The organism is Halapricum desulfuricans (genome assembly GCF_017094525.1).
GTDB lineage: Archaea > Halobacteriota > Halobacteria > Halobacteriales > Haloarculaceae > Halapricum > Halapricum desulfuricans.
In genome coordinates, this window is record NZ_CP064788.1 from 2,600,934 (window position 1) to 2,623,415 (window position 22,482).

A 22,482-nucleotide genomic window follows, 5' to 3' on the forward strand; every position below is an offset into this window, starting at 1 on the left:
GTCCTCACCGGAACGTATGAGCGGGGACGAACCAGCGGATCCGGTGATCGATTTCGGTCCGGCAGGCAGCGAGGACCGGACGATGGAGGTACAGCGCGAGATTGACTATGAGATGCCCGCCGATCGCCTCGAGGAGAGCCAGCCCCAGTGTCCGTTCGGGGTCGCGGGCAGTTGCTGTGACATCTGTTACATGGGGCCGTGTCGAGTAAGCGACGATGACCAGTACGGTCAAGATCGGGGCGTCTGTGGAGCGACCCCCGGAACTGTCGTCTCGCGCAATCTCTACCGGGAGATCGCCGGCGGCGTCTCCGCCCATTCCCACCACGCCAGGGAAGCCGTCGAGTTGCTCGAAGACATCGCCGAGGAGAACGCCGCCGATTACGAGATCAAAGACGAACGGAAGTTACGGGACATCGCTGAGGACCTCGGCCTTGACGCCGACGGGGACGTGAACGAGGTCGCGAAACGCGTCGCCGAGACGGCGAAGGAGGACTTCGCTCCCGGCGGCGGGGAGACGCTCAACTGGGTCGAGCGCATGCCGGCCGAGCAGCGCGAACACCTCGACGAACAGGATCTGCTCCCGCTGAGCAGCGTCGATCAGCAGGCCTCGCGGGCGCTGGCACAGACTCACCAGGGCAACGACTCCGACACCGGTCACATTCTCAAAAGTGCGCTCTCGGCGGGCGTCGCCGACGGATACGCCGGGCTAACGATGGCGACCGACCTGCAGGACGTGATCTTCGGGACGCCGACACCGACGAACGCGACGGCTCACCTCGGCGTCCTCGAAGAGGACCAGGTCAATCTCGCCGTTCACGGTCACTCCCCGGAGTTGAGCGAGATGGTGGTCAAGGCCGCCCAGGAACTCGAGGAGGAAGCCTACGAGGTCGGTGCCGAGGGCATCAATCTGGTTGGGATCTGCTGTACCGGCAACGAACTCGCCGAGCGTCACGGGATCCCGCTGGCGGCCCACAGTCTGCAGTCGGAGCTCGCCATCACGACCGGCGCGGTCGACGCGATGGTCGTCGACATCCAGTGCATCTGGCCGGGCATCTCAGATCTGATGGAATGTCACCACACCCGGCTCATCACGACGATGGACTACGTGCGGATGCGAGAGGCGACCCACATCCCCTTCGAGGAGGAGACCGCGATGGAGGACGCGAAGGAGATCGTCCGGCAGGCGATCGAGGGCTACGAGGACCGCCAGCGCCGCCAGAAGTACGACGTGAACATCCCGGATCGCTCCCAGGAGGCCGTCGTCGGCTTCTCGGATACGGCGCTGCTCGACGTACTCGAAACGATCGACCCGGACAACCCCGCACAGCCGATCGTCGACGCGATCCAGTCGGGCCAGTTGCGTGGTATCGTCGGCATTGTCGGCTGTCCGAACCCCAAGATGCGGGAAGCCCAGATGTCCGAGAACCTCATCGAGAACCTGCTCGCCGCCGACGTGTTGCCCGTCGTGACCGGCTGCATCGGTCACATTATGGCCCAGGGCGGCTATCTCGATCCCGGAACGGTCGACGAGCTGGCGGGCGACGGCATCCGGGATCTGCTTTACACGCTGGGGGACGCGGCCGGACTCGACGGGCCGCTGCCGCCAGTGCTCCACATGGGGTCCTGTGTCGACAACTCCCGGATCGGAAACGTCATCCGGGCGATCTCGGAGGGAAGCGGTATCCCGACTCGCGACCTGCCGGTCGCCGCGAGCGCGCCCGAGCTGATCGCCGAGAAGGCGGTCAGCATCGGGACATGGGCGCTCTCGCTCGGGCTACCACTCCATACGGCACCGGGGCTGCGCATCGAGGCGAGCGACGCCGTCACGCAGACGCTCACTGAAGACCTGAAAGACATCACAGGCGGCCACCTCATCCAGGACGAGACGCCGGACGGTGCCGCCGAGAAGCTGATCGACGCGCTGGACGAACGCCGCGAACCGCTGCTGAACGCGTCAGCGGCGGGCGCGAGCGAAGGAACAGCGGCCGACGACGACTGATCACTCATGAAACTGGCAATCACTGGCAAGGGCGGCGTCGGGAAATCGACGCTGTCGGCAGCGATCGCACAGCACATCGCAGACCAGCGTGAGGTCATCGCCATCGACGGCGACCCGGACATGAACCTCGCGGGCACGCTCGATATCGAGCGGCCGGCACCGATCACCCGGGAAACGAGCCTCATCGAGGACCGGGCGGGCTCTTCGGGCGGCCTCCTGCAGATGCAACCCGAGGTCGAAGACGTTCTCAAGGACTACTCGGTACCGTTCGGGGCGGCCGGGCGACTCGTCACGATCGGCCCGCCGGAGGGCGGCGGAACCGGCTGCATGTGTCCGGAGAACAACTTCATTCGCGCGCTGGTTAACCAGGCGCTGGACGCCGACGACGTGATCATGGACATGGAGGCCGGGATCGAACACCTCGGCCGCGGCACTGCCGACGATATGGACGCGATGATCGTCGTGATCGAACCGTCACGCGCCTCGATCGAGACGGCCCACCAGATCCAGTCGCTGGCAAACGACATCGGCATCGACGAGATCTACGGCTTCCTCAACAAGGTCCGCGACGAGGCCGAAGCCGAACTCGTCCGCGAACAGGCCGATATCCCGATTATCGAGACGTTCGGTTACGATGAGGACGTCGCGGCCGCCGGGCTGCAGGGAACCTCGCCCGTCGAAGAGAGCGAGGCGCTCCGGGCAGTCGCGGTCGACGTGCTGGATGCGGTTTCGGAGTAACGGTCTTTTCATCGCCGGAAACCGCTGGAAGGGGGTTTTACCGATCGAGGCCTGAATCGTCGAACGATGACTTCCGGGGCTCGTGGCATCTCACCCGTCGTCGGGGTCGCGCTCCTGATCATCATCGTGACACTGCTCGGGGCGGTGTCCGCGACGATGGTGTTCGACCTCAGTGAGGAGCGCGAGCCGGCACCCGAGGTCGCACTGGAGATGGAGGTCGAGAACGCATCCGCGGGGGAGTACGTCCTGCGACACGACAGCGGCGAGACGCTCGACGGTGACAAAGTCGAGATTCTCGGCCTCGAAGATCCCGACACCATCGACGAGATGCGCTTCGTGGCTGGCGACGAACGCACCGTCGTTCCGACCGACGAAACGGTGACCGTGATCTATCACGGCGAACACGGGACGATCTACACGCTCAGAGAGTTCTCGGTCGATCCGTCGCTCGGATCGTCAGACGACGGACTCTCGTTGCCCTCGGCCGACGAAGGATGTTCGTGGGTCGACACCGAGTCGGATGGCGGGACGGAAGACGTGAAAGTCGAAGACGGGCTGGTCGTCGACTGCGACGTCACGACTGAGAAGATCGTGGAAGTATTTGACGGCGGCGCGGTCACCGGCGACACCGAGAGCGAGGGCAACGCCATCGACGTGGACGACGGCACGCTTTACGGTGACGCAACAGCCGAGAAAGTCGTCAACGTCCAGGACGGTGCGGTCCACGGGACTGTGGTCTCGACCACCGCGGACGTGAAAATCGACGACAGCTACGTCAACGAGTCTATCCAGGGTGCGAAAGTGGTCGAAGTGATCAACGGCGGGACGGTCGAGGGTGACGCGGTGAGTACGAACAAGGAGGTGAAAGTCAACTCGGGAAGTACTGTCGAGGGTGACGTCACCAGCGGCGACAGCGTCAAACTGACCGATGCGACTGTCGAGGGAGACGTCTACATCGACGAAGGCGATTTCGACTGTACGGACTCGACGATCGACGGAGAGTCCTGTAGCGAGTACGACCCGAAGGACCCGGACGATTACTGACCGTCGAGTGTGGTGGTCTCGACGACGACTGCCCTCGAGCGCGGTCGTCCCGACGCTGACCGGGAAACGTTGTCCTTAAGAGTGCAACGACTGACAGAGGAACTATGAGTGACGATTCCGAGGCCGAGGAGGCCGACATCGAAGACGTCGAAGAAGAGACGGACGCAGAGGGGCTCCAGCGCGGGGACTTCATCGAACTCGAGTACACGGCATACACCGCCGAGGGCGACCAGCTCGTCGACACGACCGACGCTGAGATCGCCGAAGAGGAAGGCGTCGGCGAGGATCAGGAGTTCGGCCCGCGAACGATCGTCCTCGGACAGGGACACATCTTCGAGGCCGTCGAGGACGACATCGTCGACAAGGAAGTCGGCGACAGCGGCACCGTCGTCGTCCCCGCCACGGAGGCGTTCGGCGAGTACGACGAGGACGAGGTCCGGACCGTCAGCGCCAACAAGATCCCCGAGGACGACCGCTATCCCGGCGCACACGTCGACATCGACGGCGAGCACGGTCACGTCGAGACGATCATCGGCGGCCGCGCGCGCGTCGACTTCAACCACCCGCTCGCCGGCGAGGACATCGAATACGAGTACGAGATCCTGCGGGAGATCGACGACCGCGAGGAGAAGGCCGCGGGGCTCATCGAGATGTTCCTCGGGATGGAACTGGACGTCTGGTTCGAGACCGAGACCGTCGAGGAAGAACAGCTCGTCGAGCCCGACGAGGACGAACTCGATGAGGACGAAGAGCCCGAGCCCGAAACCGAGACCGTCGAGGTCGAGGAGGAGACGCTGTACATCGAAGCCACGCCCCAGCTGACGATGAACCAGCAGTGGATGATGGGCAAACAGCAGATCGCCCAGGAGCTCACCCAGCAGCTCGGCGTCGACCGGATCATCGTCCAGGAGGAGATCGGTGGCGGCGGCATGATGGGCGGGATGGGCGGCATGATGGGCGGTGCCGGCGGCGACGTCGACGTCGACCTCGAACAGGCGGTCGAGGACATGGATCTGGAAGACGCCGACGTCGACGCCGACGAGATCGTCGAGGAACTCGACGACGTCGAAGAGTAAGACGACGTTCTGCGGTGGAACGAAGTGGTCGTGCCGTGTCGAGCGCTGGTTCGCCGCGAGAACCGCAACTCACGCCGAGTCGTCGGCGTACGATTGCAGCGTCTCGATGTCCAGCGTGTCCAGCACGGCTTCGTTGGTCGCTTCGAGCACGACCGGCGGCGCGACGCCGGCCTCGCGGGCTTCCTCCCACCGCGGGAGACAGAGACACCAGCGATCTCCGGGTTCCAGCCCCGGGAAATCGAGGTCCGGACGCGGCGTGATCAGGTCGTTGCCCTGGCGCTTGCTGTACTGGAGGAACTCCTCGGTGACCACGGCACAGACCTCGTGGCGACCGGGATCGCGCTGGAGCGCCGTACAGTCGCCGTCGCGGAGGTAGCCGGTCGTGGGATCGGTACTGCAGGTCTGCAGGGCCGTTCCGAGCACGTTCTGCTGTGTCACAGCCGCTTTATGGGCTGGACCGTCAAGGCCCTTCGGACGCCTCGAACCGCCGATCGATCTCGTCGATCGCGTCGGCGACGACCTCGCGTTCGGCCCGTCGGAGCGCCCGGATCGCCTCCTCGGTGTAGGTCACCTCGATAGACGGGAGTCGCCCGCCGAGCACGCGCCCGAGTCCGCCGAGCACCTCACCCGGATCGATCGTCGTCGAGATCGCGAGATCGTCAGTGTACTCGCGTACCGGCCGCGTGAGGACGAACTGCTCCTCGACGAGTCGCTTCGCCTCCGGTCGGTCGAGCGTCGCCTCTGCAGCCGCCCAAAAGTCGTCGTCGGGCGCGTCGAGCAGCGGGGCAGCCGCGTCGCCGAGCGCCCGGTGTCGTTCGAGCAACCGATCGCGGATCTCCTGGCGACGCGCGCGTGGTACATCGGACCGGATCGACTGTGCGAAGATGTCGTGTTCGAGGATCTCGTCCCGAAAGGCGTCGATGCCCTCGTCGCTCTCGGCGTACTCGAGGATGACGTCGAACTGCGCGAGTACCTGTCGTCGATACCGCTGTAGCCGGGGCTCGACGACACGACGGCGTACGGCCCGTGTGTCTCCAAGCAGGCGATCGACGACTGAAGCGCCCGGTCCGTCGACGCCCCGTCTCAGTGCACGCGCCACGTTGAAGTGCTCGAGGGCCGCGTCCATAGCGTCCTCGACGAACCGCTCGAACCCGGCCTCTACGGCTGCTCTGGTCACGGTGGCTCTCAGTACGAGTGCCAATTGAATGTGTCGGCCCTCTCGATCAGATGCCGCGTGGAGACCTCGCACTCTGGCCAAGTGCTTATCGGCGCGTCCCCGGACAGCGAGAGTATGGTCCCCGAAACCGTCGAGACGGATCGGCTCCGGCTCAAGCGTCTCAGTCTGGATACGGTCGATACGCTGGCGCTGTACGAGCACGTCAATTCGAGCGCCCCGCATATCGACGGGATCACTCGCTACCTGTCCTGGGACGAGCGCGAGTCGGCCGAAGACCGGGACGCCGTCAGTGGGTGATCAGTCCCGCCGTTCCTCGAGCAGCCGCGATCCGACGACGAACGCGCTCGTGAGCACGAGCAAGAGCTGTTCGCCCGAGCCGACGATCGGGAAGACGCGCTCGACGCCGCCCGACTCGGTCCCGCTCTCGGACGGCTGTGGATCGACGCCGGTCCAGTAGCGGTCGCCGACCTCCCCGGTCGAGCCGACGGCGACCTGTCCGGAGCCGCCGGACGATCCAGCGGGCGACTCGGACGGGGAGAGATCCACGAACGTCTGGACCAGTCCCTCCTCCGTCGAGAGCCTGACGTGGCCGGTGAGCTGGTAGAACTGATCGTGCAGCGGGTACAGGAGGTTGACGCCGTTAGTGAACAGATCGGGGCCGATGCCGGCGAAGACCACGGCGACGATGGCAACCCAGCCGGTCCGGACGCCGCGAGTACCGAACCGGTCGCGGAGCCACGAGCGATCACGAAGGCGCGTCTCGTAACCCAACAGCCCGGCCAGCAGGAAGGGGAACAGCAGCGTGTGAAACGCCGCGCGGTGTGCGCCGACGACCCACAGACCGATGAACACGTCCAGGTCGACGACGATCACTGCACTGACGACGACGGCGAGCGATCGAACGCCGAAGGCCCCCCGTAGCAACGCGGCGGCGATCAACCCCGCGAGTGCCGCGTGGACGACCGTCGAAACCATATGTTAGCTAGCCACACGCGGAAGTAAATCTGTTTCCACACCTTCTGACGAAAGTGAAATGTCCGTTCCGGTATCGGTCGATGGTTCGACGATCGACGATCGCTGATTCGACAATCCTTATCCAGCCGTGGCCCGAACTCGAGACATGGACATCGACGCGAACGCTCGCCAGCGGTTGGCCGAACGGCTCGCCGGCGAGATCACGCTCAGCGAGGACACCGGTGCGACCCTGCGGAAGTGGCGCACCGACTTCGAGATCAGTCAGACGGAGCTGGCCGACCGGCTCGACGTCTCGTCGTCGGTGATCTCCGATTACGAGAGCGGCCGGCGGACGAACCCGGGGAGCGACATCATCCGCCGGTTCGTCGAGGGGATGCTCGCGATCGACGAGCGCCGCGGCGGGAGTCGGATCCGCCAGCACGCCCGAGTGCTCAGTTCTGGGTTCGACCGAGAGGTCGTCCACGAACTCAAAGAATACCCGGCGACGATCGACCTCGACAGGTACTACGAGACGATCGGGGCGAAAGAGCTCGTTCGCGGCCGCGAGGACACGATCGCCGGCCACACGATCATCGACAGCATCGCCGCGATCACCCGGCTCTCAAGCGAGGAGTTCTACCGGCTGTACGGGCAGAGCGCCAACCGTGCGCTCGTGTTCTCGGGCGTCACGCGCGGGGAGTCGCCGCTCGTGGCGATGCGCGTTGTCAACCCGACGCCCAACGTCGTGGTCCTGCAGGGGATCGACCGAGCGGACGTCTGGGAGCACGCGACAGACCTTGCACGCGTCGACGGCTTCTCGCTCGCGGTGCTCGAAACCGATCTGGAGACGACGCTCCGACGTCACCGGGAGTTGCCCTGAGTCTGACGAAACCGACCGACTGCGGCGGGGCGAATGCAAGAGAGCGACAGCGGCCGCGATCAGTCGGCCGGCTGGGGTGTCGCCTGTCCCTCGCTGCGGAGCTCTCGGATCGAGCTGACCACGACGGCCCCGCTGACCAGCGTCGCGGCGCCGAGAATGATGATGAGGCTCACCGTGTCGAGGATCGGCATCTCGATCGCGCCGCCGATCTCCCGGACGGCGACGGCGACGGCACCGAGCAGCAGCATCACGCCGAAGTAGACCTTGATCTCGTCCTCGTCGACGATGCTGGTCGCCGCGGCGCCGAGGCGCGCGCCGAAGGCGCTCCCGGCCAGAAGCGGCGCGACGATCGTCAGATCAACCGCCCCGTCCATCGCGTACAGGAAACTCCCGATGCCGCCGGAGAAGACGATCTCGAAGAGGTCGGTCCCGACCGCGACGGGAACGGGGACGCCGACGAGATAGAACAGCGCGGGCATGCGGATGAAGCCACCACCGACGCCGAGCAGCCCCGACAGCAGGCCGGTGGCAAAGGCCACGAGCAGGATCATCCACAGCGATACCGTCACGCCCCCGCGAAGGGACATCATCGGCGGGATCTCGTAGGACTGGATCGTCTTCGCGATCTCGGGAAGTTCGTCCTCGTCGGGTTCGTCGCCGTCGGCATCGTGGCTGAGTCCGCCGCCGCTGTTCGTGAGGGCGTTCCGGGTGACGAAGGCCCCGATAGCACCGAGCAACACGACGTACGTGACGCTGACGAACGTGTTCGCGACGCCCAGGTTCTGCATGAAATGCAGTCCGATCCGTCCGACCTCGATCCCGGCGGTCGTCCCCGCGATCATGAGGACACCGAGCTTGTAGTCGACCTGGCCCAGATCGCGGTGTTTCAGCGTCGCGATCACCGACGTCCCGAAGACGAACGCCAGCCCGGACGCGACCGCCACGTCGGTCGGGTAGCCCATCACCAGCAGCGCGGGCGTGACCAGGAAGGATCCGCCCATGCCGAAAAAGCCGAACAGCAGCCCGATGAGTACGCCGAACCCGACGAACATCCCGAGCAGGCTGGCGGCGACGCCGAACAGTTCCATCGTCATTCACCCCGTAACATGCGCGCGAGACGCGGGCCGAACAGCTTTTCGAGCGCCCCGTAGCCCACGTACAGGACGATCGCCTCGAACAGGACGATCCCGATGAGCGCGGCCGCGCCCACCGGACCGTCCAGCGTCTCAATACCGAGCATTGTCTGTCACCTCTGGGTTCCGTGTGTCTGTCATGGTTCGTCGTTCGCCTGAGCATATCCGTCGACACCTCTTAACAGTTTTGGGTTTAGTGCACAATACAATATCCGGCTACCCTACGCATGGTTTCGCATAAGTTATCGCTATCCTACCGCTCGTCCCCGATAACAGGAAAAAGATTACCCCGACATATTGGGCTATTTTTATATAGTCGAAATTCGGGACGGCGACTTCACGTCGAGGCGGTCGTCATCAGTATCGACTAGAATTGTGATTACTATACAAAACTCTTATATCCGTCCCGCCAGTACTCGGCGATGAGTACGATGGACGCAGACGACTTCCCTACACCGGAGGAATCGGTCGACACGATCGCCCCCGAAGAGCTCCGCCGTCGGATCGGGGACGACGAGAGCGTGACGATCCTCGACGCCCGCGCGAGCGGGGACTTCGAGGAGTGGCACATCGAAGGCGAAGCCGTCGAGATCGAGAACGTGCCGTACTTCGAGTTCCTTGACGGTATCGACGAGGAATTGCTGGAGACGGTCCCGACCGGCGACCCGCTGGTCGTGCTGTGCGCGAAAGGCGGTGCCAGCGAGTACGTCGCCGGGACGCTCGCCGAAGAAGGCCGCGATGTCGTCCACCTCGAAGACGGGATGAACGGCTGGGCGAGCATCTACGAGTCCGTCGAGGTCGAGGGCTACGACGGTCCCGGAACGGTCCTCCAGTACCAGCGCCCCTCCAGCGGCTGTCTCGGCTACATGGTCTACGACGACGACGAAGCCGCCGTGATCGACCCGCTGCAGGCGTTCACTGACCGCTATCTCGACGACGCCGCCGAACTCGGAGTCGAACTGACCTACGCGTTCGACACCCACATCCACGCGGACCACGTCAGCGGCGTTCGCGCGCTCGACGACGAGGGCGTCACCGGCGTCATCCCCGAGGAGGCCGCCGATCGCGGTGTCACCTACGCCGACGATCTCGAGACGGCCGCGGACGGCGACACCTTCGCAGTCGGCGACGTGACGATCGAGACGCTGTACACGCCCGGCCACACCACCGGGATGACCTCCTATCTGGTCGACGAGAGCTTCCTGGCGACCGGCGACGGCCTGTTCGTCGAGAGCGTCGCCCGCCCTGATCTCGAAGAAGGTGACGACGGCGCGCCCGACGCGGCCCGCCAGCTCTACGAGACGCTTCAGGAACGGATCCTCGAACTGCCCGACGACGTGATCGTCGGCGGCGGGCACACCAGCGACGCGGCCGAACCGGCCGCCGACGGCTCCTACACCGCGCCACTGGGCGACCTGCGCGAGGAAATGGACGCGCTCACCTACGACGAGCAAGCGTTCGTCGAGACCGTCCTCGAGGACATGCCGCCCCGTCCCGCCAACTACGAGGAGATCATCGCCACGAACCTCGGCCAGCGTGACACCGACGAGGACGAGGCGTTTACCCTGGAACTCGGCCCGAACAACTGCGCCGCGAGCCAGGGCTCGATGACCGGCGACTGAACACCCTTTTTTCTCCCTATCTCACTCTCTCTTCATGAACTTCTCGACACTCGGACTCTTCTTGCTCGCCGGCGGCGCGAGCCTGTTCATGGCGTGGGTCATCGGCGCGGGTTCAAGCGGCGCGACCCCGTTCGCTCCCGCGGTCGGTGCCAACGCGATCTCGACGATGCAGGCCGCGTTCTTCGTCGGCGTCCTCGGGTTTCTCGGCGCGGTCCTGCAGGGCGGCAACGTCACCGAGGCGGTCGGCTCCGGGCTGATCCGCGGGGTGTCGCTCACGCCGCCGGCGGTCATCCTCGCGCTCGTCACGGCGGCGGGACTGATGGCGGTCGGCATCGCGACGGGCTATCCGATCGCGACGGCCTTTACCGTCACTGGCGCGATCGTCGGTGCCGGACTGGCGCTGGGCGGACTGCCGGCGTGGTCGAAATACGCCGAGATCGGCCTGATGTGGACGGTCGCCCCGCTGGTCAACGCCGGCCTCGCCTACGGCCTCGCGAGCCTGCTCCCGCGAGAAGACGTGCCCGAACGGCGGTCCGTCCCGACGCTGGCCGGGTTGACGGGCGCGACGGTGTCGCTGATCGGGTTCGCTCTGCTCGGCCCGGGCGGGACGAGTCGCTCGATCGCCGCGACGGCGGCGGCCCTCGGACCGGTCGAGAGCCCGACCGGCGCTCTCGCGGTCGAACTGTCCGTCATCGTGCTGTTCGCGCTCGTGTCCGCGCTGGTCGTCCGCTTCTGGATCGTGGCCGATCAGGAGCGCGGTCTCCGGCGGTTCCTGCTCGTGCTGGGCTCGCTGGTCGCCTTCTCGGCGGGTGGCAGTCAGGTCGGGCTGGCCGTCGGGCCGCTCGTCCCGTTGCTCGATACCGTCGAGGTCTCGCTGTTCGCGGTGCTCGTCGGCGGTGCAGTGGGCATCCTCGTCGGCTCGTGGACCGGCGCGCCGCGGATGATCAAGTCGCTCGCCCAGGACTACGCCTCGCTGGGGCCGCGCCGGTCGATCTCCGCGCTCCTGCCGACGTTCCTGTTCGCGCAGGCCGCGGTCGCGCTGGGCGTCCCGATCTCGTTCAATCAGGCTATCGTGGCTGCGATCATCGGCAGCGGCGCGGCCGTCGCCGGCGGCGACGGGGTCAGTCGCTCGAAGATGGGGCGCACGCTCGGCGCCTGGGCCGGGTCGTTCCTGCTGGCGTTCGCGATCGGGTTCGGGACGCTCTCGTTGCTCTAACGCTCTCGAACCGTTCCGCCGCTGAGTCCGTCCCACTCGACGCGATAGCCGAGGCGCGAGAGGATCGCACTCGCGTCGTCGATCCCGTGCGTCTCGAGGACGGACTCCACGTCGCCGAGGTCCATCCCCGCCTCGATCTCCCCGGCGAGCGAGTCGAGCACGCCGGGACGGACGAGCGTCCGACCGAGCCGTTCGTGCTCGGGGAGAGATCTGGCCTCGATCGCGTCCTCGCTGACGCCGTGCTCCTCGGCGACGGCGGCGAGCGTCGTCACGTCCTCCTCGGGGACCAGCTTCTCGGGGAGTTCGGCCACGCTCTCGGCGACCAGTTCGTCCTCGTAGCGCCGCAGCGCGTCCCGGACGTTCTTCAGTCGGACCGTCCCCGAGTAGGTGATTGCGCGGTGGTCGCGGGCCTCGATCTCCGCGCTCGCGTCGCCGCTTTCGGTCAGCTGGTCGATGTCCTCGATCTCGCCGACGCCCAGCGACCGATCGACCGCGACCAGCAACTCGACGTCTTCGAGATCGGCGAGCCGATCGAGCTTCTTCGCGACGTACTCGGGCGTCCAGAAGCCCATGATCTCGAAGTACACCCGGAAGTCGGCGTACCGGTAGTCGAACGCGAAATCGGGGATCACGACGTGTGCGCCCGCGGCCAGCGGCTCGGGCTCGCGCACGAGGTCCCAGTCGAGATCAAGCGCCTCGAACCGGGTCGCGAAGTCGGCCTCGACGCCGCTGTCGAAAGTCACCGCCGTGACGGGTTCGTGGTCGGGGACGGTCACGTCCGCCCCGGTGAGCACGAGTCGGCGGTCGGTCCCGTCGTCGTCGATCGTCGCGACGAGACGCCACTCGGCGGTCTTCGCGACGCTGCGAAGCAGGCGGGCGAAGCGCGTACCGTAACGGCGCGTCCGCCGGAAGAGCGCCGTCGGCCCGGTCACGACGACCGCTCGCCCGTCGCCGGTGCGCTCGATCTCGTACATGAGCCGAAGGCGCTTGACCGCCGAGATCACGGCCTTCGGATCGTCGCTCTCGATGCGGACCTCGGTTGCGTCGAACAGCGCGGTCTGGGCCAGCGAGAGGTCGTACTGGCGACACAGCGACTCGGGGTCGTACCGCGCGGAAACGTCGGTCAGAACCTGTCTGTCCTCGAGATCGGCGTACAGCGACTCGTCGAGATCATCCGGCTCGACGGCCAGTCGATCGGCCGCGACCGCGAGCGCACGCTCGCGATCGGACTCGGTGACGACGCCGACGCGTTCGGCCGCCTCGAAGGCGACACGGCGGGCCCGCTCCGGCGGCAGCGGTGCCCGCGTCTCGAAGGTCGCCTCCCGCTCCAGCAGTTTGGCGAACCCGCGGACGAGTTTGAAGTCGGGCGCGTCGCGCTCGAGGTCGGTCAGCGCGCTCTCGAGCTGTTCGCGCCGCTGACCGACGTGGCCCTGGTAGATCCCGATAACGCGGGCCGCGAGCTCGCGGTGGTCGTCACCGACGAACTGCGGGTGGTAGCCGCCGCCCGCCCGGGAGACGCGAAGCAGCTCCTTCGTCAGCACGATCACTACTGGGACCGCCACGCTGATAAGCGATGCCAAGACACTTGGAGGTCGCTCTCGATCGATCGACCATGCAAGCGACCAGGCGCGCGGTACTCGCTGGTCTCGCCGGGACAGTCGCCGCGAGCGGGTGTCTGCGACGCGATCCCGATCGGCCGTCGCGGACGACTGTCACCGAACAGACGCCACGCGACTCCGAGGAGACGAACGGAAGCGACCAGCGGACGCCCCTCTTCCCGACTGTCGTCGACCGCGAACCGGACCGTGAGGATCGCACCGAACAGGCCGGGCGTCAGGCGTCATCACGGTGAGGACGAGGCGTTGTGCGTCCCTTCGACGGCAGCGGCGATCACGTCGACTGCCGGCTTGACGGCCGCCCCGCTTTCGACCCGCAGTACCGCCGTCTCGCCCTCGCGTCGAGCCGGAACACCGGCGCTCGCGGCCGTTTCCACGACCGCATCGACGCCGAGGGAGACGGTCACCCGGACGTAGTCCGGGAACAGCGAGGCGGTCCCCACGTCGACGCCGTCGATCGCGATCCCGTAGGCCGGCGTCCCGTCTGCGCTCGGCGTCGCGTCGCGGTCGGCGTCGATCACCTCGACGCGCTCCAGCGGCCCCGTTTCGCGGGCCGACAGCTCCGAGGCGAGCAGTTCCGCGATGCGCTTGCCGTCCGTGATGCGTTCCTCGACCATCACAGGCCCTCCCGGACGCGGTCGATCTGGTCGTCGACGGACACCCCTCGCCGGCGGGCGTAGACGACCGCGGCCGTCTCGATCGTCACGCCGAGGTCACTCTGCAAGCCGTTGATCGCCGCGACCGCCTCGCGCTTGTCGGTACCGGCCTCCACGACCGCGTCGAGGAGCCGCTCGAAGGTCGTCCGCTGCTGGAGGACCGACTCGTCGGGCGTGAACCCCTCGGGAACGGTCACTTCGCCGAGGTCGAAGGTCGCGACCAGTTCGTCGTCGTCGGGTTCGAGGAGTCCTTCGCTGGCTGCGACATCGATCAGTCGCTTGGCCTGGTCGGGCGAGAACCAGTCCCGGTCCAGCGACAGCGCGACGACGAAGTCGCTGCGACCGAGCCGGTCGGTGCCCGCCTGGACGAACGGCGCTCCGACGGCTGTCCGAAGACTCATTGACAGTTCGTGAGGTCCCCGTGGTGTAAATACTACCGTTTCCGCGAGTCGAGAGGTTCAAGTATCCGCTGGTGTTTCTCTCGGGTATGAAATTCCAGGGCCGTTCGACACGCAAGCGAACCGGCGGTCGTCGCCGCCACTCCCGGAACAAACGCAAGTACGAACTCGGCGACGAGCCGACCGAGACCGAACTCGACGAGCCGTCACTGAAGACGGTCGACGCCCGCGGCAACACGACGAAGGTGCGGGCGCTCAGCACGGACGTCGCCAGCGTCGCCGACGGCGGCGAGGTCGTCGAGGCGGATATCGAGAACGTCGTCGAGAACCCCGCCAACCCCAACTACATCCGTCGAAACATCATCACGAAAGGCGCAGTGATCGAAACCGACGCGGGCGAGGCGCGCGTCACCTCTCGCCCCGGCCAGGACGGACAGGTCAACGCCGTCCTGCTCGAGTGACCGATTGCGGGGTCGTTCCCGGGCGAGAGTACCCGAGGGGAGCGCGCTGGTGATGTCCAAAGCATTTTGTAGGGCTTGAGCCAACGTACGTCCATGAGCGAGCACACCGTGGAGTTCGTGGGCACCGGCGAGACGGTCACCGTCTCCGAGAAGGAGACGATCCTCGACCGGTGTGTCGAGGAGGGGATCGCTCAGGAGTACTCCTGTCGCGTCGGGATGTGTCTGGCCTGCTCGGCGAAGATCGTCGAGGGCGAGGTGACCCAGCCCGCCGCGCGCGGTCTCAGCGAGGACGAACGCGAAGAATACGCCCTGACGTGCATGGCCCGCCCTCAGTCCGATCTGAAACTCCGTCGCGGGGAGTACCCGCCCAGTATCGAAGACGAGGCGATCGACGGCGGAGCGGATGAGCCTGCGGCCGCGGACGATTGATTACGAACACTCGATCTCGCCAGGATTGACGCTTCCGATTGCTGTCGCGGGTCCGTCCCCGTTATCGCACTTTTTATATGTCATATTAGTCGAGTCGACGTACACGGCAGTAATCGATCCATCTTGGTCTTTGAGCTGATTGCCGTTCAAAGAGTCGCCTGTGAATTCCTGAGGGACGTTTTCCGTCCAGTAGGTCCCGCTTGCATCGGCAACAGTGATGAGTGCGTTGCCACTTTTTCCGGGGAATGCCACGACCCGATTATTCGGAATCTGACACTCCGTCGGCACGGACCGATCGAGTTCGGCGGAGATTCCGTCCCCTTCGACAGTAACGGTAACGGGGTCTTCAGACTCGACGCTGATGAAGCTGGTCGTCACGTCTTCCCCGGATCCGAGAGGGTCTAATTCTCTCTCGGTATCGTCGACAGTCACTGTTACCGTAACGTCGCTATCGAACCGATTCGTGATCGTTATCTCGAACCCTTCTCCATCACATTCGTCCGCATAACCGACGTACGCCTCCTCGTCACCGGCCACGGAGACGGAGACCCCCCGGTCGGCCGACATCGCGCTGAACCCGCCAGTCCCGAGTATCAGCAGGACGGCGAGCGCGAGCAGCGCGGCGTAGGCCCAGCGACGGACCATGTCACTCCCTCACTTCTGGCGGACTCTCGGAGTCACCCAGTCGCATCTCGGTACGACTGTAGTACGTGTGGACGAGCGCGGACACGAGAAACGTCGTCGCGACGAACAGTCCCCACCCGGCGTCCGGGACGAGCCGGAGGGGGTAGGTCCCTGCCGTGGCGGCGACGAGCAGCCCGAGGTTTACGGCCGCGAGCCCGAGGTAATACTGGCTCCAGGGGACGTCGTTGCCCTCGACGACCTCGAGATAGACGTCCATCTGTTCGGCGGCGGGCGTGAGCTCAACAACGCCCTCACGGTCGTCGAACTCGACGACGCCCTTGTCGTCCATCTTCGGCAGGTGGAACTGCTGGAGGGAGGTGTAGACGCGCTTGCGCTCGCTGGCGGAGATCTCCTGGACGCCGCTGTCGTTCTCCCAGGCGGCGACGTGCTCGGAGAGCTCGCCCAGCTCCGCGCGCTCGCCGTTGTGCTGGAGGTGGTGCAGCGCGAACCGACGCCGACGGTTGCTGAGTATCTCGAACGCGTCGTCCCGGGAGAGCTCCGGCTCCGGCGACGCACTGCGTTCGTCCTTTCCCTGCGCGCCGTCGTCCGGTCCCACTCCGGCGACGGATTGCCCGTCTGTCGAGGCCGTAACGGCCTCGGTCTTGCTTGCCATAAGGGCCCACCTACGTGTCAGACATTTATCTCCAACCAAACAAAAAGGTATTGGTCAGTACAATATTCCCCCTCGGTGAACGGTTCTAAACGGTTGTATTCGGAGATTTTCTATAATCTCGGGTTAGTGTTTGGTAATTCACCATAGAATAATATTGTCCTAATATATTCGACTGTGATATCTCGTGATTTCAGGCACCGTTTGGGCCGGGCGACAGCGGTTCAAAGACTGTAATCCGGAATTTCTGGGGGAGCCAGCAGGTCAGTCAAGCGGGTCAATACAAGGTGGGAAGGGCCACTGTTGTCGAGCAAGCGCGCCCCGGGACCACGATCAGGCCGGTGACGCCGAACGGTCGGTGTCGAAGTAGGTGGGGTTCGGGGGCGTGCGGACAAGAGGTAGACCAACCATGACAAAACGACGCAAGTTCCTGCTCGGAATGGGATCGCTCGCTGCCGGTGGGGCAGCTGCAATGGGAAGTGGCGCGTTCACGAGTGTGCAGGCGGAACGGGGTATCACAGTGGAGACCGCAAATGATGCTAATGGGCTCCTCGGTATCGAACCGTACCCGAGTGGTGACCTTGGTGAAAATCCCAGCTATACTGATGACGACGGCAACGGCAACGGAGAGTACGCAGAGGCTGTCGACGGTGAGATTGTGTTAGATTTCACCGAGACCACTGGTTCCGACGACGAGGACACTGGGCTGAACGAGAACGCGAAAACTAATATCGAAAACGTCCTCAAAATTACCAACAACGGTACGCAGGATGTCTACGTGACCGTCAAAGTCACGGACACCGACGATAATACCGGGACGGCAGCTGTCGGTCTGTCGGAGTTCGGCGTCTCCGGGGACCCCGATGTCGACTTCGCTCGACTCGCCGGCAGTTACGATGGCGATAAGCTTCCAGCTGGAGACTCCGCTGGCATGGGATTCTACTTCTTCCTCGACGAAGACAAGAGCTACGAGGACATTATCAATGATATCGACACGATTACTATCGTTGCCGCGGAGAGTAAAAGCGCATTAGATCGGTACAGGCCTGATTAATCCAACGAGTGCCCGCAGAGAGTCGGACACACCAACGCATCGGTTCAACGATTGGAGAACGCCCACGCTGGCGCACGGCGGTTCGATTCCGTCGGTGGGTTTCCCCGTAGGTGGGGTCACATATGAAACGACGCAACGTACTGGCTGCGCTCGGTTCGCTCAGTGCCGGCGGAGCCCTCACAGTCGGATCGGGCGCGTTCACCAGCGTTAGCGCAGACCGAGCAGTGACTGTCGATGTCGTCGGTGACGCCGATGCCTTCCTTCGACTCGCACCCTGTGATGGATCGTCGAACGGCGACTACGTCGCGAACGCCTCGGAGGGAGCGATGGCTATCGACCTCGCGGATGGTGACAGTAACGTTGCCGGCAGTGGCGTCAATCCCGAAGCACATTCGGTGTTCCACAACGTCTTCGAGATCTGCAACCAGGGGACTCAGCCAGTGTGTGTCGACTTCGCGGTCGACGTGCCGTCGATTCCCGGTCCAGTTCCGGATCGGTACGGGTTTGAAGAGGGGGACCCAGCAGTCGTCTTCTATCGGGCGGACAATCCGGACGACACGGTCAACGTCGACGACCTCGATACGGACCGAAGCGGGGCGTTCCCTCTGGATGTCGGCGATTGCCAGTGTGTCGGATTCGAAGTCCGGGCATTCGGCTTTGAATCAGGCGCGGATCTCTTCGGGGATACCGACCTCGAGATTCGCGCGCAGGCCAGTGCTAACTGTGGAAGCGAAGATGCGCCTCCAGGGTTGATCCCCCCGGAGCAGCTTCGTTTAGACACTGGCGGCGAACTAAACTGGCAGGAAACCTACTGGCAAGTCGTGAGTGGACCCGGGACAGATGGACCCGGGACAGAGGATACATCCTACCGCGCAAAGGTGGTGGATGACCCACCGAACGATTGGGACACGTCCTCCCCAGAGGCCTCGTGGGTCGATCCGTTCGGAACGGGCGGACTGGACAGCGATCCAGCCGATGCAGAAGATCCGTATGTATATGAACTGGCCTTTTCTGTCCCTGCTACTTTTGACCTCGTCATGGAGGAATACGGCTCCGATAACCCAGTCACGTTCCTCCTTGATGGTACAGAGATCGGGAGCAGCCCGGACGGAGAAGACGCGTACAACCCACTCAAGGACAATATCTCCAGCCAACAGATCGAAGCAGGAAACCACACTTTGCGAGCTGAGGTCATCAATGAGCCCCAATCGGGTACGTCTGTGACGGGGAATCCGACAGGATTGTTGGTCGCCGCGAGGCTTGAGCCTCCCCAAGAGCCTAACTAGCCACTGATAATCGGCGTCACTCCGCGTTTTCCAGGAAGATGATTTTCTGATACGCCTCTCTGATGTGATACTTCGCGGTGTCGTCCTCCGCGTTTTCCAGTGCCTTTGCCAGGTGGCTCTGGAGCGACGAAAGATCAGCGTCGTTAGTCCGTTTTTTGATTGACATCCTGGTAGGAGCTTGGAACCAGATCCCCTTTGTAATGTCGTGCGTGTCTATCCTCAAGCAGCCTCTACTCGCAGTACAAACTGTGATAACAAATGCCACGAAACTGGCGTCGCCGATCCCCGGCCAGCGGCCGGACAGTCGCGTTCAGACACTGTTTGAACCCCTTCTCGCGGATCAATACAAGGGACGTCCGGCCGGTACGTCTCTCGTACCGACAGTACCGTCGGCGGTCTGACCGTGACTCGAACGTCGCTCCTCGTCGCCGTGCTCGTCGCCTCGACAGCCCTGCTCGTCTCGACCGGGGCGGTCCCGTTCTCGGACGGCACCGACGAGATCTCCGGAGTCAACATCGAGATGTCGCCGGCCGACGGCCCGAACGGCCAGTACGCCGTCATCGACGAGACGGGCGAACTCGCACTGGTGTTGTCCGGTGAGAACCCCGACCTCGAGGTCGGCGGCGTTCCCGGCGACGCGGTCACGCCGCTCGATCGCGTGTTCACGATCACCTACACCGGCGACCTGTTCGCGCGCGTCTGGATCACCGACGACGCCGAGGACGTCCGATTCTATCGCGGGGGCGATCCTGACGAGACACTCGAAGGGTCTGACAACGCCGTCACGCTCGGCCCGAACGAGACGCTCAAGGTCGGGTTGCGCGTCGACACGCGCGGCGATCACGACGTCGAGAGCGCTTCGACGTTCGGCGTGAGCGTCGAGCAGGCCACGCCTACCTCTGCGGAGATATCGGGAGATTCGTCGGCAGAGACACCGACGACCCAGACCGCAGTCGAGGCGCCGACGGAGTCGACGATGCCCCTCACGACAGAGACGACACAGCCGAGTAACAGCCCGACTGACGGCGAAGTCGGCAACGAGACGACAACCGAAGCCGGGCCGGTACCGCCCGTCGGTGCTGACACGACCACAGGAACGGCAACTGGCGGCGACGACTCACCCGCCGGCGGACTCCCGGCCGAGGTCGGTGGCTTCGACCTGGCCGTGGCTGTTCCCGCCCTCTCGTTGCTGGCGCTTGCGCTGCTCGCTCTGGCGTGGTACCGACGGCGGAGCGACCGGTAGAGACCGTCAGGAATAGGTCAGTCGCCCGTCACTCCCGAAACGAAACAGATGGACGACGACTCTCGGTCGAGGAGCGCGGACCCCCTGGGGCGGACGATCCGCGAGCGTGCGGCCCCGGCCGACCTGCTGTTGCTCTCGATCGCTCCCGCCGTCCTGCTGGCGGTCTACGCCCTGCCGACCGCGACCCGGGAGGCGCTCGTTTTCGAGTACGCGGCTCCGACCGTCCGGACCGCGGTCGCGTCCCCGTTCGTCCACTTCAGGTGGTCACACCTGCTGTTCAACCTCGGTGGCTACGTGCTGGTCGCGGGGACGGCCTACGTCCTGAGCGTCGCGGCCGATCGTCGCCGCGAGTTCGTGATCGTCTTCGCGTCGCTGCTGCTCGCCAGCCCGCCACTGCTGTCGGCGCTCAATCTCACGATCGTCAGACGCGGCGTCGCGTACGGGTTCTCCGGCGTGGTGATGGTCTACTACGGGACGCTCGCGATCGCGATCGCCGTGCACGCCCAACAGCGCCTGGACGTGAGCGACGCCCGGAGCGTCGCCCCGCTGCTGTTCTTTCTCGGACTGCTTGTCGTGACTACACAGACGCTCCGGGCGGTGCTCGGCCGCCCCGTCACGGTCGCCGTCGAGGGGGTTCCCACGTCGGTCACGTGGGTGCTCGTGGCGACGCTCGCGGAGTTGCTGGTGCTTCTGGCGCTGGTCGTGACGCTGTACGCGCTGTCGATTGCCGACGGCGACCCGATCGGGCGACAACTGCGGGCGGCCGTCGAACGGAGCGGCGACGCCGAACTCGCCGTCAGCGCTCTGCTCCTGTTTCTGGCGGTCCCGTTCGCGACGTTCCCGCCCGATCCCGTCTCCGGAACCCGGGTGTTCAACCTCTACGTTCACGCGGTCGGGTACGCGCTAGGCTTTATCGCCGCCTACCTCTATCACGTACTCGGGCGCAGCGGGGATCGCAGCTGATCCAGGCCACACCCATCAGGTATTTATCACGACGGCCGCAACGAGACGGTAATGGACTGGCGGGGGACAGCCACGAAAGCCGTGGGTGCGGTGCTCGCACTCGCGCTCGTCGCGCTCGTCGTCGGCCAGTTGCTCGGCCAGCCGGTCCTGTTGAGTTACGTCACCACCGGGAGCATGGAGCCGACGATCGGTACCGGTGACGGTTTCGTCGCGGTTCCGTCGGCGGTCGCGGGCCCGATTGAGGAGGGCGACGTCGTCGTGTTCGAGGCAGAGGAGATCCAGGGCGGTGGGCTCACGACACACCGCGTCGTCGGGGAGACCGACCGCGGGTTCGTCACGCGAGGGGACGCCAACCCGTTCACCGATCAGGACGGTGGCGAGCCACCGGTCAAGCGCGAACAGATCGTCGCCGTCGCCTGGCAGGTCGGCGACGAGCCGGTCGTGATCCCGCATCTTGGGACGGTCGCCGAGGGAGTTCAGGGGGGTGTCGAGACGCTCCAGTTCCGTCTGGCCGGCCTGCTGGGGACGCGCTCGCTGCTCGGCACGCAGGGGTTCGGCTATCTCATCTTCGGTCTGACGGTCCTCCTGTACGCGATCGACGTCTTCCTCAGCAGCGACCGGCGACGGGATCGGGCTCGCGAGCGCGATAGCGGGCTCAGCGCCCGCGTCGTGGTCGGCGCGATGGCGGCGTCGCTAATGCTGGCAGCGACGGCTGCCATGGTCGCTCCGGCCGGGCCGCAGTCGTTCGAGATCGTCAGCTCCGAGTTCGAGTCCGAGCGGTCGGACGTCATCGAGGCCGGAACGAACGAATCGCTACAGTTCACGGTCGGCAACGGCGGGCAGGTGCCCGTCTACGTCTACTTCGAGGAAGGCAGCGAAAACATCGATATCGAGCCCGACCGGTTCGAGGTCGGCGGCAACGAGCTGGTCAACGGCACGCTCACGCTCACCGCACCACCCGAGACCGGGTCGTATCGGCTGTTCCTGACCGAACACAGATATCTCGCGCTGCTACCCGAATCACAGGTTCGAGCCCTCTATTCGGTTCATCCGTGGCTGCCGATCGTCGTCATCGACGCGCTGATCGGGGTCCCCTTCTACCTCGCTGGGATCGCGCTCGTCGGCACGGAACGGGTGCGCCGACGCGACAGAGAGGGGCCATCGACGAGCGATCGGATCCTCGCACGGTTGCGATAACGGGACCGACGACAGCCTTAATATCAACGCGTTGAATGCTAAACGT

Annotated in this window: 27 protein-coding genes; 16 read left to right on the forward strand and 11 right to left on the reverse strand. The window is 65.0% G+C overall.

Features of this window, described 5'->3' with window-relative positions:
* The first annotated feature begins 16 nt into the window (after positions 1-16).
* The 4 genes from cooS (at position 17) to HSR122_RS13315 (ending at position 4,857) form a co-directional block, all read left to right on the forward strand.
* Entirely contained in the window at positions 17-1,999 is a 1,983-nt protein-coding gene (gene cooS, locus HSR122_RS13300) for an anaerobic carbon-monoxide dehydrogenase catalytic subunit (protein WP_229110289.1), read from the forward strand.
* Between the two features lie 6 nt (positions 2,000-2,005).
* Positions 2,006-2,737 carry an ATP-binding protein gene (locus HSR122_RS13305; RefSeq protein WP_229110290.1) on the forward strand — a complete coding sequence of 244 codons (732 nt, stop codon included), beginning with the start codon at positions 2,006-2,008 and terminating at the stop codon, positions 2,735-2,737.
* Positions 2,738-2,803: 66 nt separating this feature from the next.
* Positions 2,804-3,781 (forward strand): type IV pilin N-terminal domain-containing protein, encoded by a 978-nt coding sequence (locus tag HSR122_RS13310; protein WP_229110291.1) that lies wholly within the window; start codon positions 2,804-2,806, stop codon positions 3,779-3,781.
* 104 nt (positions 3,782-3,885) lie between these two features.
* Positions 3,886-4,857, forward strand: a complete 972-nt coding sequence (locus HSR122_RS13315) for an FKBP-type peptidyl-prolyl cis-trans isomerase (protein ID WP_229110292.1) — start codon at positions 3,886-3,888, stop codon at positions 4,855-4,857.
* 69 nt (positions 4,858-4,926) lie between these two features.
* Here HSR122_RS13315 and HSR122_RS13320 read toward each other — a convergent pair whose 3' ends face one another.
* Both HSR122_RS13320 and HSR122_RS13325 read right to left on the reverse strand, forming a co-directional pair.
* Complete coding sequence (locus tag HSR122_RS13320; RefSeq protein ID WP_229110293.1) at positions 4,927-5,295, reverse strand: DUF2237 family protein; 369 nt, start codon at positions 5,293-5,295, stop codon at positions 4,927-4,929.
* Between the two features lie 22 nt (positions 5,296-5,317).
* Positions 5,318-6,034 (reverse strand): hypothetical protein, encoded by a 717-nt coding sequence (locus HSR122_RS13325; protein WP_229110294.1) that lies wholly within the window; start codon positions 6,032-6,034, stop codon positions 5,318-5,320.
* Between the two features lie 114 nt (positions 6,035-6,148).
* Here HSR122_RS13325 and HSR122_RS13330 point away from each other — a divergent pair, with 114 nt between their 5' ends.
* On the forward strand, positions 6,149-6,331 hold the full coding sequence (locus HSR122_RS13330) for a hypothetical protein (RefSeq protein ID WP_229110295.1): 183 nt from the start codon (positions 6,149-6,151) through the stop codon (positions 6,329-6,331).
* Here the strand turns inward: HSR122_RS13330 and HSR122_RS13335 are convergent, their stop codons facing one another.
* Positions 6,332-7,009 (reverse strand): metal-dependent hydrolase, encoded by a 678-nt coding sequence (locus HSR122_RS13335; protein ID WP_229110296.1) that lies wholly within the window; start codon positions 7,007-7,009, stop codon positions 6,332-6,334. It abuts the gene before it with no gap.
* 145 nt (positions 7,010-7,154) lie between these two features.
* Between HSR122_RS13335 and HSR122_RS13340 the strand changes: the two genes are divergently transcribed.
* Positions 7,155-7,868: a helix-turn-helix domain-containing protein gene (locus HSR122_RS13340; RefSeq protein WP_229110297.1), complete on the forward strand. Its 714-nt coding sequence runs from the start codon at positions 7,155-7,157 to the stop codon at positions 7,866-7,868.
* Positions 7,869-7,927: 59 nt separating this feature from the next.
* On the opposite strand, the gene HSR122_RS13345 is transcribed toward HSR122_RS13340, so the two are convergent.
* Together HSR122_RS13345 and HSR122_RS13350 are read right to left on the reverse strand one after the other, a co-directional pair.
* Positions 7,928-8,956 (reverse strand): sulfite exporter TauE/SafE family protein, encoded by a 1,029-nt coding sequence (locus tag HSR122_RS13345; RefSeq protein ID WP_229110298.1) that lies wholly within the window; start codon positions 8,954-8,956, stop codon positions 7,928-7,930.
* A 2-nt stretch (positions 8,957-8,958) separates the two neighbouring features.
* Positions 8,959-9,108, reverse strand: coding sequence for a DUF7512 family protein (locus HSR122_RS13350; protein WP_229110299.1), 150 nt, complete (start codon positions 9,106-9,108; stop codon positions 8,959-8,961).
* A gap of 324 nt (positions 9,109-9,432) precedes the next feature.
* Here HSR122_RS13350 and HSR122_RS13355 point away from each other — a divergent pair, with 324 nt between their 5' ends.
* Together HSR122_RS13355 and HSR122_RS13360 are read left to right on the forward strand one after the other, a co-directional pair.
* The gene (locus tag HSR122_RS13355) at positions 9,433-10,623 is read left to right on the forward strand and encodes an MBL fold metallo-hydrolase (RefSeq protein ID WP_229110300.1); all 1,191 of its coding nucleotides are present in this window, start codon (positions 9,433-9,435) and stop codon (positions 10,621-10,623) included.
* 34 nt (positions 10,624-10,657) lie between these two features.
* The gene (locus HSR122_RS13360; protein WP_229110301.1) at positions 10,658-11,839 is read left to right on the forward strand and encodes an inorganic phosphate transporter; all 1,182 of its coding nucleotides are present in this window, start codon (positions 10,658-10,660) and stop codon (positions 11,837-11,839) included.
* Here the strand turns inward: HSR122_RS13360 and HSR122_RS13365 are convergent.
* On the reverse strand, positions 11,836-13,380 hold the full coding sequence (locus tag HSR122_RS13365; protein WP_229110302.1) for a DUF790 family protein: 1,545 nt from the start codon (positions 13,378-13,380) through the stop codon (positions 11,836-11,838). The two genes, HSR122_RS13360 and HSR122_RS13365, sit on opposite strands and share 4 nt — an antisense overlap.
* A gap of 32 nt (positions 13,381-13,412) precedes the next feature.
* Between HSR122_RS13365 and HSR122_RS13370 the strand changes: the two genes are divergently transcribed.
* Positions 13,413-13,691 carry a hypothetical protein gene (locus HSR122_RS13370; RefSeq protein WP_229110303.1) on the forward strand — a complete coding sequence of 93 codons (279 nt, stop codon included), beginning with the start codon at positions 13,413-13,415 and terminating at the stop codon, positions 13,689-13,691.
* Here the strand turns inward: HSR122_RS13370 and HSR122_RS13375 are convergent.
* Positions 13,683-14,072, reverse strand: a complete 390-nt coding sequence (locus HSR122_RS13375) for a hypothetical protein (RefSeq protein WP_229110304.1) — start codon at positions 14,070-14,072, stop codon at positions 13,683-13,685. The genes HSR122_RS13370 and HSR122_RS13375 overlap by 9 nt on opposite strands.
* The gene (locus HSR122_RS13380; protein WP_229110305.1) at positions 14,072-14,512 is read right to left on the reverse strand and encodes a DUF2240 family protein; all 441 of its coding nucleotides are present in this window, start codon (positions 14,510-14,512) and stop codon (positions 14,072-14,074) included. Before HSR122_RS13380 ends, HSR122_RS13375 begins: the two co-directional genes overlap by 1 nt.
* Before the next feature lie 86 nt (positions 14,513-14,598).
* Here HSR122_RS13380 and HSR122_RS13385 point away from each other — a divergent pair, with 86 nt between their 5' ends.
* Positions 14,599-14,970, forward strand: coding sequence for a 30S ribosomal protein S8e (locus HSR122_RS13385; protein WP_229110306.1), 372 nt, complete (start codon positions 14,599-14,601; stop codon positions 14,968-14,970).
* A gap of 93 nt (positions 14,971-15,063) precedes the next feature.
* A complete protein-coding gene (locus tag HSR122_RS13390; RefSeq protein WP_229110307.1) occupies positions 15,064-15,399 on the forward strand; it encodes a 2Fe-2S iron-sulfur cluster-binding protein in 336 nt (111 codons plus the stop codon).
* Here the strand turns inward: HSR122_RS13390 and HSR122_RS13395 are convergent, their stop codons facing one another.
* Positions 15,400-16,044, reverse strand: coding sequence for a hypothetical protein (locus HSR122_RS13395; protein ID WP_229110308.1), 645 nt, complete (start codon positions 16,042-16,044; stop codon positions 15,400-15,402).
* Position 16,045: 1 nt separating this feature from the next.
* A complete protein-coding gene (locus tag HSR122_RS13400; RefSeq protein WP_229110309.1) occupies positions 16,046-16,696 on the reverse strand; it encodes a DUF7344 domain-containing protein in 651 nt (216 codons plus the stop codon).
* 406 nt (positions 16,697-17,102) lie between these two features.
* Here HSR122_RS13400 and HSR122_RS13405 point away from each other — a divergent pair, with 406 nt between their 5' ends.
* Together HSR122_RS13405 and HSR122_RS13410 are read left to right on the forward strand one after the other, a co-directional pair.
* A complete protein-coding gene (locus tag HSR122_RS13405) occupies positions 17,103-17,747 on the forward strand; it encodes a hypothetical protein (RefSeq protein ID WP_229110310.1) in 645 nt (214 codons plus the stop codon).
* 122 nt (positions 17,748-17,869) lie between these two features.
* On the forward strand, positions 17,870-19,033 hold the full coding sequence (locus HSR122_RS13410; protein ID WP_229110311.1) for a hypothetical protein: 1,164 nt from the start codon (positions 17,870-17,872) through the stop codon (positions 19,031-19,033).
* 16 nt (positions 19,034-19,049) lie between these two features.
* On the opposite strand, the gene HSR122_RS13415 is transcribed toward HSR122_RS13410, so the two are convergent.
* Entirely contained in the window at positions 19,050-19,256 is a 207-nt protein-coding gene (locus tag HSR122_RS13415) for a hypothetical protein (RefSeq protein ID WP_229110312.1), read from the reverse strand.
* Positions 19,257-19,436: 180 nt separating this feature from the next.
* Here HSR122_RS13415 and HSR122_RS13420 point away from each other — a divergent pair, with 180 nt between their 5' ends.
* Genes HSR122_RS13420 through HSR122_RS13430 form a run of 3 tightly spaced genes read left to right on the forward strand, consistent with a single transcriptional unit; the run spans position 19,437 to position 22,436 of the window.
* Positions 19,437-20,276 carry a hypothetical protein gene (locus HSR122_RS13420; RefSeq protein ID WP_229110313.1) on the forward strand — a complete coding sequence of 280 codons (840 nt, stop codon included), beginning with the start codon at positions 19,437-19,439 and terminating at the stop codon, positions 20,274-20,276.
* A 48-nt stretch (positions 20,277-20,324) separates the two neighbouring features.
* On the forward strand, positions 20,325-21,239 hold the full coding sequence (locus HSR122_RS13425) for a hypothetical protein (RefSeq protein WP_229110314.1): 915 nt from the start codon (positions 20,325-20,327) through the stop codon (positions 21,237-21,239).
* Positions 21,240-21,290: 51 nt separating this feature from the next.
* On the forward strand, positions 21,291-22,436 hold the full coding sequence (locus HSR122_RS13430) for a signal peptidase I (RefSeq protein WP_229110315.1): 1,146 nt from the start codon (positions 21,291-21,293) through the stop codon (positions 22,434-22,436).
* Positions 22,437-22,482: the final 46 nt, after the last annotated feature.